Origin of the sequence: Streptomyces sp. NRRL S-340 (assembly GCF_000720185.1) — a bacterium.
In the GTDB taxonomy this organism is placed as follows: domain Bacteria; phylum Actinomycetota; class Actinomycetes; order Streptomycetales; family Streptomycetaceae; genus Streptomyces.
The window spans coordinates 131,502-145,335 of record NZ_JOIY01000010.1 but is presented as its reverse complement, the minus strand read 5'-3'; the positions used below and the strand labels follow the sequence as shown (position 1 = coordinate 145,335).

General features: G+C 72.6%; 10 protein-coding genes, 3 tRNA genes and 1 pseudogene. 7 read left to right on the top strand and 7 right to left on the bottom strand.

Annotation, left to right across the window (positions count from 1 at the left end):
• Positions 1–6 precede the first annotated feature (6 nt).
• Both dnaG and IG64_RS10155 read left to right on the top strand, forming a co-directional pair.
• Positions 7–1,926, top strand: coding sequence for a DNA primase (gene dnaG, locus IG64_RS10160; protein ID WP_037854261.1), 1,920 nt, complete (start codon positions 7–9; stop codon positions 1,924–1,926).
• Positions 1,927–2,109: 183 nt separating this feature from the next.
• A pseudogene (locus tag IG64_RS10155) lies at positions 2,110–3,419 on the top strand (RNA polymerase sigma factor).
• 61 nt (positions 3,420–3,480) lie between these two features.
• Here the strand turns inward: IG64_RS10155 and IG64_RS10150 are convergent.
• From IG64_RS10150 to IG64_RS10135, 4 genes are all read right to left on the bottom strand, one after another.
• Positions 3,481–5,409 carry an ABC transporter ATP-binding protein gene (locus tag IG64_RS10150; protein WP_037854257.1) on the bottom strand — a complete coding sequence of 643 codons (1,929 nt, stop codon included), beginning with the start codon at positions 5,407–5,409 and terminating at the stop codon, positions 3,481–3,483.
• A complete protein-coding gene (locus tag IG64_RS10145) occupies positions 5,409–7,142 on the bottom strand; it encodes an ABC transporter ATP-binding protein (protein WP_037854256.1) in 1,734 nt (577 codons plus the stop codon). Before IG64_RS10145 ends, IG64_RS10150 begins: the two co-directional genes overlap by 1 nt.
• A gap of 218 nt (positions 7,143–7,360) precedes the next feature.
• Positions 7,361–8,836 carry a xylulokinase gene (locus IG64_RS10140; protein ID WP_037854255.1) on the bottom strand — a complete coding sequence of 492 codons (1,476 nt, stop codon included), beginning with the start codon at positions 8,834–8,836 and terminating at the stop codon, positions 7,361–7,363.
• A gap of 73 nt (positions 8,837–8,909) precedes the next feature.
• Entirely contained in the window at positions 8,910–9,212 is a 303-nt protein-coding gene (locus IG64_RS10135; protein WP_037854253.1) for a hypothetical protein, read from the bottom strand.
• Positions 9,213–9,356: 144 nt separating this feature from the next.
• Here IG64_RS10135 and IG64_RS10130 point away from each other — a divergent pair.
• The 3 genes from IG64_RS10130 (at position 9,357) to IG64_RS10120 (ending at position 9,791) form a co-directional block, all read left to right on the top strand.
• Positions 9,357–9,429 (top strand) — tRNA-Asn (locus tag IG64_RS10130).
• Between the two features lie 5 nt (positions 9,430–9,434).
• Positions 9,435–9,507, top strand: a tRNA-Asn gene (locus IG64_RS10125).
• A gap of 210 nt (positions 9,508–9,717) precedes the next feature.
• Positions 9,718–9,791 (top strand) — tRNA-Ile (locus tag IG64_RS10120).
• 190 nt (positions 9,792–9,981) lie between these two features.
• On the opposite strand, the gene IG64_RS41545 is transcribed toward IG64_RS10120, so the two are convergent.
• Positions 9,982–10,155, bottom strand: coding sequence for a hypothetical protein (locus IG64_RS41545; protein WP_199811557.1), 174 nt, complete (start codon positions 10,153–10,155; stop codon positions 9,982–9,984).
• A 90-nt stretch (positions 10,156–10,245) separates the two neighbouring features.
• Entirely contained in the window at positions 10,246–11,043 is a 798-nt protein-coding gene (locus IG64_RS10115; RefSeq protein ID WP_051812603.1) for an ANTAR domain-containing protein, read from the bottom strand.
• Between the two features lie 228 nt (positions 11,044–11,271).
• On the opposite strand from IG64_RS10115, the gene IG64_RS10110 reads away from it, so the two are divergent.
• Positions 11,272–11,640, top strand: a complete 369-nt coding sequence (locus IG64_RS10110; protein ID WP_051812601.1) for an STAS domain-containing protein — start codon at positions 11,272–11,274, stop codon at positions 11,638–11,640.
• Positions 11,637–12,569, top strand: a complete 933-nt coding sequence (locus tag IG64_RS10105; protein ID WP_037854250.1) for a sensor histidine kinase — start codon at positions 11,637–11,639, stop codon at positions 12,567–12,569. Before IG64_RS10110 ends, IG64_RS10105 begins: the two co-directional genes overlap by 4 nt.
• 20 nt (positions 12,570–12,589) lie before the next feature.
• Here the strand turns inward: IG64_RS10105 and IG64_RS10100 are convergent, their stop codons facing one another.
• Entirely contained in the window at positions 12,590–13,627 is a 1,038-nt protein-coding gene (locus IG64_RS10100; protein WP_037854249.1) for a rod shape-determining protein, read from the bottom strand.
• Between the last annotated feature and the right edge of the window lie 207 nt (positions 13,628–13,834).

The following is a 13,834-nucleotide window of genomic DNA, read 5'->3' as shown; positions in this document are numbered from 1 at the left end:
TCACCCGTGGCAGGACGGATCAACGACGAGGACGTGAAGGCGGTACGGGACGCGGTCCCGATCGACGCCGTGGTGTCCGAGTACCTCCAGCTGCGCAACGCGGGCGGCGGCAACCTCAAGGGCCTGTGCCCGTTCCACGACGAGAAGTCGCCGTCCTTCCAGGTCAGCCCCAGCAAGGGACTCTTCCACTGCTTCGGCTGCCAGGAGGGCGGCGACACCATCACGTTCGTGATGAAGGTCGACCACCTCACCTTCTCCGAGGCGGTCGAGCGGCTGGCCGCCCAGGCCGGCATCACCCTGCGCTACGAGGAGGGCGGCTACAACCCCGCCCACCAGCGCGGCGAGCGCATCCGCCTGGTCGAGGCGCACAAACTGGCCGCCGACTGGTACGCCGAACAGCTCGCGAGCAGCGCCGAGGCCGAGACCGGCCGCGTCTTCCTCGCCGAGCGCGGCTTCGACCAGGCCGCCGCGCTCCACTTCGGCGTCGGCTACAGCCCGCAGGGCTGGGACCACCTCGTCCGCTTCCTGCGCGGCAAGGGCTTCACCGACAAGGAACTGCTCCTGTCCGGGCTCGCCCAGGAGGGCCGCCGCGGCCCCATCGACCGCTTCCGCGGCCGGCTGATGTGGCCGATCCGCGACATCGGCGGCGAGGTGGTGGGCTTCGGCGCCCGCAAGCTCCACGAGGCGGACACCGGCCCGAAGTACCTCAACACGCCCGATACGCCGATCTACAAGAAGTCCCAGGTCCTGTACGGCATCGACCTGGCGAAGAAGGAGATCGCGAAGGCCTCCCGGGCGGTCGTGGTCGAGGGCTACACCGACGTCATGGCCTGCCACCTCGCCGGTGTCACCACCGCCATCGCGACCTGCGGCACCGCCTTCGGCGGCGACCACATCAAGATCCTCCGCCGCCTGCTGATGGACAACGGCAGCGCACGGGTCATCTTCACCTTCGACGGCGACGCGGCCGGGCAGAAGGCCGCGCTGCGGGCCTTCGAGGACGACCAGAAGTTCGCCGCCGAGACGTACATCGCCGTCGCCCCCGACGGCATGGACCCCTGCGAGCTGCGCCTGGCCAAGGGCGACGACGCCGTCACCGACCTGGTCCAGCCGCGCACCCCGCTCTTCGAGTTCGCGCTGCGCCAGATCGTCGCCCGCTACGACCTGGACACCCCGGCCGGCCGCGCCGCCGCCCTGGACGAGGCCGCGCCGGTCGTCGCCCGGATCAAGAACAGCGGCGCCCAGCACGAGGTCGCCGTCCAGCTCGCCGGGCTCCTCGGCATCCTCGACACCCAGTTCGTGGTCAAGCGGGTCGCGCAGCTGGCCCGCTGGGCCCGCGAGCGCGGCTCCGGCCGCAGCGGCGGACCGGGCCCCGACCGGCAGCAGCGCGGCCCGCAGGAGTACGCCCCCGCACAGTCCGCCGCGCCCCGCGGCCCCGCGCTCACCCTGCGCAACCCCGTCCACGCCACCGAGCGCGAGCTGCTGAAGCTCGCCCTCCAGCGGCCCGAGCTGGTCTCCCCGGCCTTCGACGCCTACGGCGTGGACGAGTTCACCGCCCCGCCCTACGCGGCCGTACGCCAGGCGATCCAGGACGCCGGCGGCGCCGAGTACGGCACGGCCGACCCGCAGGAGTACCTGGTCCGTGTCCGCGACGCCGCCCCCGACGACACGGTCCGCGCCATGGTCACCGAGCTGGCGGTGGAGGCGATCCTGCTCCGCCGCGAGGTCGACGAGGCCTACGCGGGCGCGCAGCTGGTGACGGTCCGCCGCCGCGCCGTCGAACGCCGCATCCGCGACCTGTCGAGCACCGTCGCCCGCCTCGGCACCGGCGGCGACCCCGCCCACCTGGCCGCCGCCCAGAACGAGCTGTGGATCCTCCAGCAGTACGACCAGGCACTGGCGGTGAAGGGCGCGGCGGCGCTGTGAGAGACCCCGGGCCGCTCCTGCGAGGGCTGCCCGGGCGGGGTGATCGCCTCCTCGCCCAGCGGTTCACCGGAAGCCGGACCGGCTGCCGTGCGGCCCGGATATCCGCCTCGTAACGGACCGGACGCAAAAAGTCACCGCACGCCCCTCGTGGCGGCGATGTGTCGTACTCCACACTGGGGGCCGGTGCCCGAGTTCTCGGAGCGCGGCCGGTCCGTCCCCACGGAGCTTCTCCCGGCGGTCGTGCTCCTCGCGTACGGACGGACAGCGGCGAGGCCGTCGTCCCCTGCCCCCGAGCAGCGCTGCGGCACAGGTCAGCAGCGATCACCCTGGAGGTCGCCCGCGTGCAGACCCAGACCCTCACCCCTACCGACAGCGCCACCGACCTCGTCCTCGGGGCGGCCGTGCCCCCGCAGGACCGGGTCGCGCACCACCCGGAGACGGCAGAGCCGGCCGAGGCGGAGGAGCCGCCCACCGCCGGGCCCGGGGAGCCGGCCGCCGGGGAGCCGCCCGCCGGGGAGCCGGAGGCCGGCACCCCCGAGCCCGGCGGACCGGCCGCCGCGCCCGCGCGGACCGAGAGCGGCGGGCCCTCCTCGGACCTGTTCCGCCAGTACCTGCGGGAGATCGGCCGCATCCCGCTGCTCAGCGCGGCCGAGGAGGTGGAACTCGCCCGCCGTGTCGAGGCCGGGCTGTTCGCCGAGGAGAAACTCAGCAGCACGCCCGACCTCGACAGCAGCCTCGCCGTCGACCTGGACCGGCTCGTCGTCCTGGGCCGGATGGCCAAGCGGCGCCTCATCGAGGCCAACCTGCGGCTCGTGGTCTCGGTCGCCAAGCGGTACGTCGGCCGCGGGCTGACCATGCTGGACCTGGTCCAGGAGGGCAACCTGGGGCTGATCCGTGCGGTGGAGAAGTTCGACTACGCCCGCGGCTACAAGTTCTCGACGTACGCGACTTGGTGGATCCGCCAGGCGATGTCCCGGGCGCTGGCCGACCAGGCCCGCACCATCCGCGTGCCCGTCCACGTCGTCGAACTGATCAACCGGGTGGTCCGGGTGCAGCGCCGCATGCTCCAGGAGCGCGGTTACGAGCCCACCCCCGCCGAGGTCGCCGCCCAGCTCGAACTGCCGCCCGAGCGTGTGAGCGAGGTGCTGCGCCTCGCGCAGGAACCCGTCTCCCTGCACGCCCCGGTCGGCGAGGAGGACGACGTCGCCCTCGGTGACCTCATCGAGGACGGCGACGCCGCCTCCCCCGTGGAGTCGGCGGCGTTCCTGCTGCTGCGCGAGCACCTGGAGGCCGTGCTGTCCACGCTGGGGGAGCGCGAGCGCAAGGTCGTCCAGCTCCGCTACGGCCTGGTGGACGGGCGCCCGCGCACCCTGGAGGAGATAGGGCGGCTGTTCGGCGTGACCCGGGAGCGGATCCGCCAGATAGAGTCCAAGACCCTCAACAAGCTGCGCGACCACACCTTCGCCGAGCAGTTGCGCGGCTATCTGGACTGAACGGGGGCCGCGCCCCGGGCGAACCCGGGCAGCGGCCCCCGTGCCGTCTCCTTCGGCCCGCTCAGTCGACCTCGGCGACCGCCTGCGCGAACTGCGCCTTGTACAGGCGCGCGTAGGCCCCGTCGGCGGCCAGCAGCTCGTCGTGGGCGCCCTGTTCGACGATGGCGCCGTTCTCCATGACGAGGATGGTGTCGGCGTCGCGGATGGTGGACAGCCGGTGCGCGATGACGAACGACGTCCTGCCGTGCTGGAGTTTGGCCATCGCCTTCTGGATCAGCACCTCGGTACGGGTGTCGACCGAACTGGTCGCCTCGTCCAGGACGAGGATCACCGGGTCGGACAGGAACGCCCGCGCGATGGTGATGAGCTGCTTCTCACCGGCGCTGACCCCGGTGCCCTCGTCGTCGATCACCGTGTCGTAGCCGTCGGGCAGCGTCCGTACGAACCGGTCCGCGTGCGCGGCCCGCGCCGCCTCCTCTATCTCCCCGCGGGTGACCTCGCGGGAGGCGCCGTAGGCGATGTTCTCCGCGATGGTGCCGCCGAACAGCCAGGTGTCCTGGAGCACCATGCCGATGGCCGAGCGCAGTTCGTCGCGCGACATGCGGGCGATGTCCACACCGTCCAGCGTGATCCGTCCGCCGGTGACGTCGTAGAACCGCATCAGCAGGTTGACCAGCGTCGTCTTGCCCGCGCCGGTCGGGCCGACGATGGCGACCGTGTGGCCCGGCTCGACCTTCAGCGACAGGTCCTCGATGAGCGGCTTGTCCGGTTCGTAGCGGAACGACACGTTCTCCAGCGCGACCCGCCCGCGCAGTTCCTCCGGCCGCACGCCCGGCACCGGGTCCGCCTCCTGCTCCTCGGCGTCCAGGAGTTCGAAGACCCGTTCGGCCGAGGCGACGCCCGACTGCACCAGGTTCGCCATCGAGGCGACCTGCGTCAGCGGCATCGAGAACTGCCGCGAGTACTGGATGAAGGCCTGCACGTCACCGATGGACAGCGTGCCCGAGGCGACCCGCAGGCCGCCGACGACCGCGACGAGCACGTAGTTCAGGTTCGACACGAACATCATCAGCGGCTGCATGATGCCGCTGTTGAACTGCGCCCTGAACCCGGCCTCGTACAGCGCCTCGTTCTGCTCGGCGAACTGCTGCGCCGACTCCTCCTGCCGCCCGAACACCTTCACCAGGGCGTGGCCGGTGTACATCTCCTCGATGTGCGCGTTCAGCTTGCCGGTGGAGCGCCACTGCTGCACGAAGTGCGGCTGGGACCGCTTGCCCACGCGGGTCGCCACGACGAACGACAGCGGCACGGTGACCAGCGCGACCAGCGCCAGCAGCCAGGAGACCCAGAACATCACGATGAGCACGCCGACGATGGTCAGCAGCGAGTTGATGAGCTGGCCCATCGACTGGTTCAGGGTCTGCCCGATGTTGTCGATGTCGTTGGTGGCGCGGGAGAGCACCTCACCGCGCTGGCGCTTGTCGAAGTACGACAGCGGCAGCCGTGCCAGCTTGGTCTGCACGTCCTCGCGCATGCGGAACATGGTCCGGTTGACCGACCGGTTCACCAGCCGGGTCGCCACCGCCATCAGCAGACCGGCGACGAGGAACGTGCCCAGCGCGAACAGCAGGACCTCGCCGACGGCTCCGAAGTCGATGCCCTGGCCAGGGGTGAAGTCCGTGCTCCTGAGCATGTCGGCGACCGAGCCCTGGCCGTGCGCGCGCAGGGAGGCGAGGGTTTCGTCCTTGGTCATGCCGGCCGGGAACTGCCGGCCGATGATGCCGGCGAAGACCAGGTCGGTGGCCTTGCCGAGGATCTTCGGCCCGATGACGCTGAGGGTGACGCTCACCACCACGCACGCCAGCAGGATGCCGATCGTGGCCCGTTCGGGTCTGAACTGGCTGATGAGCCGTTTGCCCGACTTCTTGAAGTCCATCGAGCGGCTGTCGGGGGAGCCCCCGGCCATCATCCGCCCCATCGGCCCTGCCATCAGGCAGCCTCCGCTTCCGTCAGCTGGGAGAGCACGATCTCCCGGTACGTCTCGTTGTCCGCCATCAGCTCGTGGTGGCGGCCGGTGCCGACGACCCGTCCCTCGTCCAGGACGATGATCCGGTCGGCGTCGCGGATGGTCGCCACCCGCTGGGCGACGATGACGACGGTCGCCTCGGCGGTCTCGCGGCCGAGCGCGGCGCGCAGGGCCGCGTCGGTGGCGTAGTCGAGCGCGGAGAAGGAGTCGTCGAAGAGGTAGATCTCCGGGCGCTGCACGAGGGTGCGGGCGATGGCCAGGCGCTGGCGCTGGCCGCCGGACACGTTGGTGCCGCCCTGGGCGATGGGCGCGTCGAGCCCGCCCTCCAGCCTGCCGACGAAGTCCTTGGCCTGCGCCACCTCCAGCGCGTGCCACAGTTCCTCGTCGGTGGCGTCCGGGTTGCCGTAGCGCAGGTTGGTGGCGACCGTGCCGGCGAACAGGTACGGCTTCTGCGGCACCATGCCGACGGTCTTCGCCAGCAGCTTCGCGTCCACCGTCCGCACGTCCACGCCGTCGACCAGGACCTCGCCCTCCGTCGCGTCGAACAGGCGGGCGACCAGGCCCAGCAGGGTGGACTTGCCGCTGCCGGTCGAGCCGATGACGGCGGTCACCTCGCCGGGGCGGGCGGCCAGGTCGACGGCTCGCAGCACGGGCTCCTCGGCACCCGGGTAGCGGAAGCCCGCCCCGCGCAGCTCCAGGTGGCCGTGGCGGCGCAGTTCACGCACCGGCGCGAGCGGCGGCACGACGCTGGACTCGGTGGAGAGGACCTCCTGGACGCGCTCGGCGCAGACCTCCGCGCGCGGCACCATCATGAACATGAAGGTGGCCATCATGACGGACATCACGATCTGCATCAGGTACGCCAGGAACGCGGTGAGGTCACCGATCATCATCCCGCCGCTGTCGATGCGGTGCGCGCCGAACCACACCACCGCGATGGACGACAGGTTGACCACCGTCATCACGATCGGGAACATCAGGGCGAGCATCCGGCCGGTGGCCAGGGACATCTCGGTCAGGTCCCCGTTGGCCGCGCGGAAGCGGTCGTTCTCGTACTCGTCGCGGACGAAGGCCCGGATGACGCGGTTGCCGCTGATCTGCTCGCGCAGCACCCGGTTCACCGTGTCCAGGCGGGTCTGCATGGACCGGAACAGCGGGCGCAGCCGGCGCACGATCAGCGTCACGCAGATGCCCAGCACCGGTACGACGGCGACCAGGACCCCCGACAGCGGCACGTCCAGGCCGAGGGCCAGGACGACACCGCCCACACACATGATGGGCGCCGACACCATCAGGGTGAACGTCATCAGGGCCAGCATCTGTACCTGCTGGACGTCATTGGTCGTACGCGTGATGAGCGAGGGCGCGCCGAACTGGCCGACCTCGCGCGCCGAGAAGGACTGCACGCGGTCGAAGACGGCGGCCCGCACGTCCCGGCCGAGCGAGGAGGCGGTCTTGGCGCCGTAGTACACGGCACCGATGTTGCACCCCACCTGCACCAGCGAGATGGCGATCATCACGGCGCCGAAGGTCAGGATGTAGTCCGTGTCGCCCTTCACCACACCCTTGTCGATGATGTGGGCGTTCAAGGTGGGCAGGTAGAGGGTGGCGCAGGTCTGCAGGAACTGCAGCAGCACCAGGAGGGAGATGGGTTTCTTGTAGGGCCTGAGATAGGTCCGCAGAAGTCGTATGAGCACGCTGGGTCTCTCGGAGTCGGCGGTGGGGGCGGTCGGTGTCCCCTGGCACCTATCGTCGAACACTCCACCCGCGTTACCTCAACTGATTAACCCGATAGAACCGCGGGGCCGCCCCCCGGCCGACGCGCCGTCAGCCGGGAGAGCGCGCGCAAGGTGTCCCGTTTCGTCATACGTATGGTTCTCCGCAGATGCTTCTTACCTTTCGTCCGTTCTGCGGTTCATGCGGTGAACGTACCGGGTTGCGCGGTGAAGGCACCCGGATGGGTCTGCTCCCGCACCGCCACGTACTGCTGACGGACCGCCTGGCCCACCGCCAGGTCCTCGCCGGGCTCCAGGACCTGCGCGGCCGCGCCCTGCCAGGCCGGCGGGGTGCGCGGATCGAGGGTGCCCTGCGAGACGCCCAGCGCCCAGGCCGCCTGCCGGGCGGCACCGATCGCCGCGTAGTCCGCGGGCTGCGGCACGACGACCTGTGCGCCGAACAGCGAAGGCGCCGCCGCCTGCACCGCGGGCAGTTCGGCGGCCTGCCCGAGCAGGAAGACCCGCCGCACCTCCACCCCCCGGCCGCGCAGCACGTCCAGCGCGTCCGCGAGCCCGCACAGCATGCCCTCGAACGCGGCCCGCGCCAGGTGCTCCGGCTTCATCGACTCGCGCCGCAGACCCGCCAGCGTCCCGGCGGTGTGCGGCAGCGCGGGCGTCCGCTCGCCCTCCAGGTACGGCAGGAGGACGAGCCCGTGCGCACCCGGGGTCGACTTCATCGCCAGTTCGGACAGGGCCTCCGGGTCGGGCAGGCCCAGCAGTTCGGCGGTGCCGCGCAGCGCCCGTACGGCGTTCAGCGTGGTGACCACCGGCAGGTGCATGCCGGTCGCGTCGGCCAGCGAGGTGATCATCCCGGTCTGGTCCACCAGCGCCTCGGGATGCACGGCCATCACCGACCCCGAGGCGCCCAGCGACACCACCGCGTCCCCGAGCCCCAGCCCCAGACCGAAGGCGGCGGCCATGGTCTCCCCGGTCCCGGCCGAGATCAGCAGCCCCTCCGGCGTCGTACCGGCCGCCTCGGCCGGGCCGATCACCTCGGGCAGGACCGCCTGGTGGCCGAGCGCCAGCTCGACCAGATCGGGCCGGTAGGCGCCGGTGGCCGCGGACCAGTAGCCGGTGCCGGAGGCGCCGCCGCGGTCGGTGGTGCGCCGCACCGGACGGCCCAGCAGCTGCCACACCAGCCAGTCGTGCGCCTGCATCAGCACGGCGACCCGGCCGGCCGCCTCCGGCTCGTTCTTCGCCAGCCAGCGCAGCTTCGTCACCGGCTGCGCGGCCTGCGGCACGCAGCCGACCGCCTGCGCCCACGCCTCGCGGCCGCCGAGCGAGTCGATCAGATCCGCCGCGGAGACCTGGGCCCGCCGGTCACCGCCGACCAGCGCGGGGCGCACCGTGCCGCCCTGCCCGTCGAGCGGGACCAGCGCGTTCTGCTGGGCGGAGACGCCGATCGCCTGCACGCCCTCCAGCAGTCCGCCGCCCGCGGCCTCCCCGAGCGACAGCAGCCAGGCCTGTGGATCGACGTCGGCGGGGCGCCCCCCTCCTTCGGGGTTCTCCACCGGATGCGGCGCGTAGCCCTGCCGGAGCACGGCGCCCGTGTCCGTGTCACAGACCACGATGCGAGTGAAATCGGGTGAACTGTCCAACCCGGCGACTATCCCCATGCCGAAAATTCTGCCGCATCGCCGCGGCCGCCCGGGCCGGGGGCGGGAAGTCGCCGGGGGAACCGGCGGCGCGTCACGTGTTGCTGGTGCCCCAGTCGTCGGCGCCGTCGCGGCCCGCGCGCTCGCGCAGGGAGCGGACCCGCTGGGCGACCGAGTCCGGGACGCGGTCGCCGACCTTCTCGCTCACCGCGTGGTACGCCTTGCCCGCGAACTGCCTCCCCTGCTGCGCGGCGGTCTCCGCGGTGTTGCGCACGGCCGGGTTCTGCGCCACCTGGCGCGCGGACTTGCGGAGCTGCTCGTAGCGCTCACGTCCCGCCTTCGTGCCCAGTACGTAACCCACGGCCAGCCCTGCGATGAACACGAGCCGGTAGCGCATGGTGCCACCCTTCCTTGCCTCGACGTCGGAGCCCGGGGGAACCGATTGGCGGAGCACCCCCCTGCTTGCGCTAATGTATGTGTCGCAGCGAACGCGCGCTCCCCGGGGACTACCCCGGAAGACGCGTTCGATGCGACGAGGCATTCCTCCGTAGCTCAATTGGCAGAGCAGCCGGCTGTTAACCGGCAGGTTACTGGTTCGAGTCCAGTCGGGGGAGCTCGGTCCTCCGTAGCTCAATTGGCAGAGCAGCCGGCTGTTAACCGGCAGGTTACTGGTTCGAGTCCAGTCGGGGGAGCATGCTGAACGAGGACCCTCCGGGGTCCTTTTTCATGTCCGGCTCCGATACGGGTACCCGCCGGACCTGTGTTCGGGGGAACCGCCGTGACCTCGCAGGAGTCCTCAAGGTCAGGAAGGACCGCAGCGAGCGACCACGGCGAAGCAGGAGATCGTATGAGCGGCTATGCTGCGGCAGACGGCGCGCACACGTGTACGCGACGCGCCGGACGGGGCGGTAGCTCAGCCGGTTAGAGCAGCGGACTCATAATCCGTCGGCCGTGGGTTCGAGTCCCACCCGCCCCACCGGGCGTTACGCGGGCAGAAGCGTTTCTACCCGCGAGGACGCGAACACGAGGGTCGCCGCGCTGATGCGGCGGCCCTCGTTCACTCGCTCGGGTCAGGACGGTACCCGCTCGGGGCAGGGCCGCGGAGAACGGATCCCGCGACGGGCCGGGCCGGCCGCGGGGCGGCCCCTGGACGGCGGGTCAGGAACTCACGGGCGGCGGCCGTCCTCCGCGTCGGCGGCGTCGGCCGTCTCCGGGAGGTCGTCGCGGTCGCCCTCGGCCTGGGAAGGCGTCGGGTAGGGCGTGTCCGGGGCCTCTGCGGTGCGCCGGGCGTCGTTGTCGTCCCGCTCGCCCTCGGCCTGGGAGGGGGTGTGCTCTCGCATGGTGACTCCTGCGGACGAAGGTGGCCACTCGCCCCGCCGGGTACCCGCCCCGGCCCGGAACGGAACGTCCGCGCGCCCCAGGGCCCCTCGTCACCGGGTCACGGGACCGGCCGGACCGGTGCCCGTCGTCCGTACGACCGCCGAACGCAGGGCCGCGCGGATCTCCTCCGGGGGAGCGGGGCCGTCCGGCCGCGCGCCCGCGGTGACCGCGGCGGCCACCGTCCGCAGCTTGGTGTTGGACCGCTGGGAGGCCTCGCGGAGGATGTCCCAGGCCTGCTGCGCGGTGCAGGCGTGGGCGGCCATCAGGATGCCGCGCGCCTGGTCGATCACCGGGCGGGAGACGAGGGCGCGGCGCAGTTGCCGCACCTCCTGCTCCAGCTCCAGCAGCCGTTCCGTGCGCTCGTCGGCGACGGCGGAGGGCACCGGCGCGGGCATGCGGGCGGCGCGCGCGAGGGGCGGATCCGCGGCGGGCGCGTCCGTGGCGGGTGCCTGCGCGCAGGGCTCGGGTCCGCGGGGCGGAGGCAGGGTGCGGCTGAGCGGGTCGGTGGTGTCCAGGCCGGCCAGTTCCAGCACCCGGCGCGGCTGCCCCGTCCAGCCGGTCGCCGTCACCCGCGCGGGCGCCGTGCGGCCGTACGCGTCCAGGACGTCCAGGAACTCCAGTCCGGCCGAGTCCATGAAGGTCACCGCGGCCATGTCCAGGTCGACACGGCCGGTTCTCGCGGGCAGGCGGGCCAGGGCCGTGGTCAGGACGCCCGCGCAGCCGTGGACCAGTTCCCCGCGCGGGGTGAGCGAGGCCCGGCCGTCCGGGTCCGTGCGGACGCCGATGGTCAGTGTGCGGGCCAGTGCGCTGAGCCGTCGAGCGAGAGGTGCTGGTGCCGCTGAGGTCATGTCCCCGCCTTGTTCCGTCCCCGCCTTGTTCCCGTCCCCGGCCGCGCGTGTGCCGCCACGGCCCTGGCGCCGGTGTGCGGGACCGCGCGTGACGGCGCGGGGCCGCTCGGTCACCGGCGGCGCTGACGTCCGCCTGCCCGGTGGGCGGCTCCCTACACATGGCGGCGGTGCCAGGGCGTACTGTTCTCCCGTTCGTCGACGACCGTTCAGGGGCGACAGGGAGACGGCGTGGACCTTCCTTACCGTGAGCCGGCATCGCCGGACCCTGCTCTCGGGGACAACGCCGCACCCGTGCTGGCGGTGTCCCCGCTGGCCGGGCGCGCGGGGGTGAGGGCGGCGGGCGAGGTGAGCCTGGCCACCCGCGGGGTATGGGAGCGCGTGCTGGAACAGGCGCTGAGCGGGGGTGAGGACGTGTACCGCCTGGAGCTTTCGGACGTGACGTTCGTCGACGTGGCCGGCGCCGGCGCGCTCGCGGACGCCGCCCGGCGGCTCGGGCCCGGCCGCCGCATGGTGCTGCACCGTCCGCCGCCCGCGCTGCCCCGGCTGCTGGAGCTGTTCTGGCCGGGACTGCCGGGGATCGAGGTGACGGCCTCATGACCGCGACGGCCCGGCCCTTCGTCCACCCCGCTCTCTTCTACCGCGACGAGCAGGAGTACCTCGCCGGCACCGTGCCCTTCGTACGGGCCGCGCTGGAGGCCGGCGAGCCGGTCGCGGTGGCCGTACCGGGCGAGAACCTGAGACTGCTCGAGGCCGAACTGGGCGCCGCCGCACGGGAGGTGCGGCTGCTGGACATGCGGGAGGCCGGCCGCAACCCCGGGCGGATCATCCCCGGTGTCCTGCGTGCCTTCGCCGACGCCCAGCCCTCCGGCCGCCGGGTGCGCATCGTCGGCGAGCCGGTCTGGGCCGGACGCACCCCGGCCGAGTACCCGGCCTGTGCCCAGCACGAGGCGCTGATCAACGCGGCGTTCGAGGGCCGCGAGGTGAGCATCCTGTGCCCCTACGACGCCGTACGCCTGGACGAGCGGATCCTCGCCGACGCGCACGCCACCCACCCCGTGGTCATCCCGGCCGGTGCCGCGGGGGAGCGGGCCAGCGGCGCGTACGACCCGGCGGACGTCGTCGCCCGGTACAACGAGCCGCTGCCCGCCGCCCCGGACGCGCTGGTCTTCCGGTTCACCGCCGAGACCCTCTCGCAGGCGCGGCACGTCGCCGTCGCCGAGGGCGCGCGGCTCGGGCTGACCGGGACCCGGCTGGAGGACCTCGCGCTGGTGGCGGCCGAACTGACCACCAACAGCGTGGTGCACGGCGGCGGCCGGGGCGAGGTGCGGGTGTGGGCCGCGGACGGCCAGGTGCTGTGCGAGGTGCGGGACGCGGGGCGCCTGGCGGACCCGCTGGCCGGACGCAGGCCCGCCGCCCGCGACCAGCGCGGCGGACGCGGCCTGTTGATGGTCAACCTGCTGGCCGACCTCGTGCGCCTCCACGCCGACGGCGACGGCACCACGGTCCGCGCCTGGCTCACCCCGTGAGCCCGGCGCGCAGGTAGGGCCTACGCCCCCAGCGGGTCCAGCACCAGCGGTTCGATCCGGCCCTCCAGCATGTCGCCCAGGCCCTGCACCGCGCAGACGTCGGGGCGTTCGGCGATGTGCACCGGCATGCCCGTGGCCCGGCGCAGCATCTGGTCGAGGCCGGGCAGCAGCGCGGAGCCGCCGACCATCATGATGCCGCGGTCGGCGAGGTCGGCCACCAGGTCGGGCGGGCACTCCCGCAGCACCTTGTAGATGCCGTCGAGCACGGCGGTCAGCGGTGTCTGGATGGCCTCCCGCACGGCCGCGGTGTCCACGAGGACGGACCGGGCGAGCCCGGTGGCCACGTCCCGGCCGTGGATCTCGGTGGCCGCCGGGCCGTGCGCGGTCAGCCCGTTGTCGTGCAGGGCGAGTTGCAGCGGCCGTACGGACTGGCTGGGCAGCACCAACGCGTGTTCCTGGCGCAGGTGCTGCACGATCGCGTGGTCGACCGCCTCCCCGCCCACGGGCATCCGTACGGCGGCGACGATCGAACCGAGGGAGAGGACGGCCACCTGGGTCGCGGCCGCGCCGCACACCATGATCATGGTGGCCTCGGGCCGTTCCACGGGCAGTCCGCAGCCGACGGCCGCGGCGATGAGGGTGTCGACGAGTTCGACCCGGCGGGCGCCGAGGCCGACCAGCGTCTCCACGGTGGCGCGCCGGGCCAGCGGGTCGGCGTCGTGCGGGGTGCAGGCGGCGGCCCGCAACCGGGCCTTGCGGCGCAGCGATCGGCGCATCTTGTCGCCGAGCAGGTGCCGCAGCATGCGCTGCGCCATCTCGATGTCGATGACCGTGCCGCCGGAGACCGGGCGGACCACGCGGATGTAGTCGGGGGTGCGGCCCGTCATCCGCTCGGCGAACTCACCGACCGCGATCAGCGCACCGGTACGGGTGTTGACGGCGGCGACCGAGGGCTGGTCGACGACGACTCCGGCACCCTTGACGTACACACGGGTCCGGGCCGCCCCCAGATCGACGGCGACATGGCAGCGGCGCAACTGCTCCAGACTGGCGGTCATGGCTGATCCTCCCGAGAGCGCGGACCGTGGTGGTCGCCGGGCGGCGGCCTCTTTCGCATCGTGCGCGGTACGGGGGAGCGGGCGCCTGTTCAAGGGGGCCGGGCGGGGTGCCGCTGGACGAGTGCATTTGGTGGCGGTCCGCCGAATAAACGCCGGATAAGCGTAAAGTGGGCGGCCTTGTCCTGGCGGGAACCTGCCACGGCAGCC

Bases quoted from the DNA above. Each gene is read 5' to 3' on its own strand.
- IG64_RS10150 (WP_037854257.1), bottom strand. From the start codon at position 5,409: ATGGCAGGGCCGATGGGGCGGATGATGGCCGGGGGCTCCCCCGACAGC.
- IG64_RS10140 (WP_037854255.1), bottom strand. From the start codon at position 8,836: ATGGGGATAGTCGCCGGGTTGGACAGTTCACCCGATTTCACTCGCATC.
- IG64_RS10135 (WP_037854253.1), bottom strand. From the start codon at position 9,212: ATGCGCTACCGGCTCGTGTTCATCGCAGGGCTGGCCGTGGGTTACGTA.
- IG64_RS41545 (WP_199811557.1), bottom strand. From the start codon at position 10,155: ATGCGAGAGCACACCCCCTCCCAGGCCGAGGGCGAGCGGGACGACAAC.
- IG64_RS10115 (WP_051812603.1), bottom strand. From the start codon at position 11,043: ATGACCTCAGCGGCACCAGCACCTCTCGCTCGACGGCTCAGCGCACTG.
- IG64_RS10105 (WP_037854250.1), top strand. From the start codon at position 11,637: ATGACCGCGACGGCCCGGCCCTTCGTCCACCCCGCTCTCTTCTACCGC.
- IG64_RS10100 (WP_037854249.1), bottom strand. From the start codon at position 13,627: ATGACCGCCAGTCTGGAGCAGTTGCGCCGCTGCCATGTCGCCGTCGAT.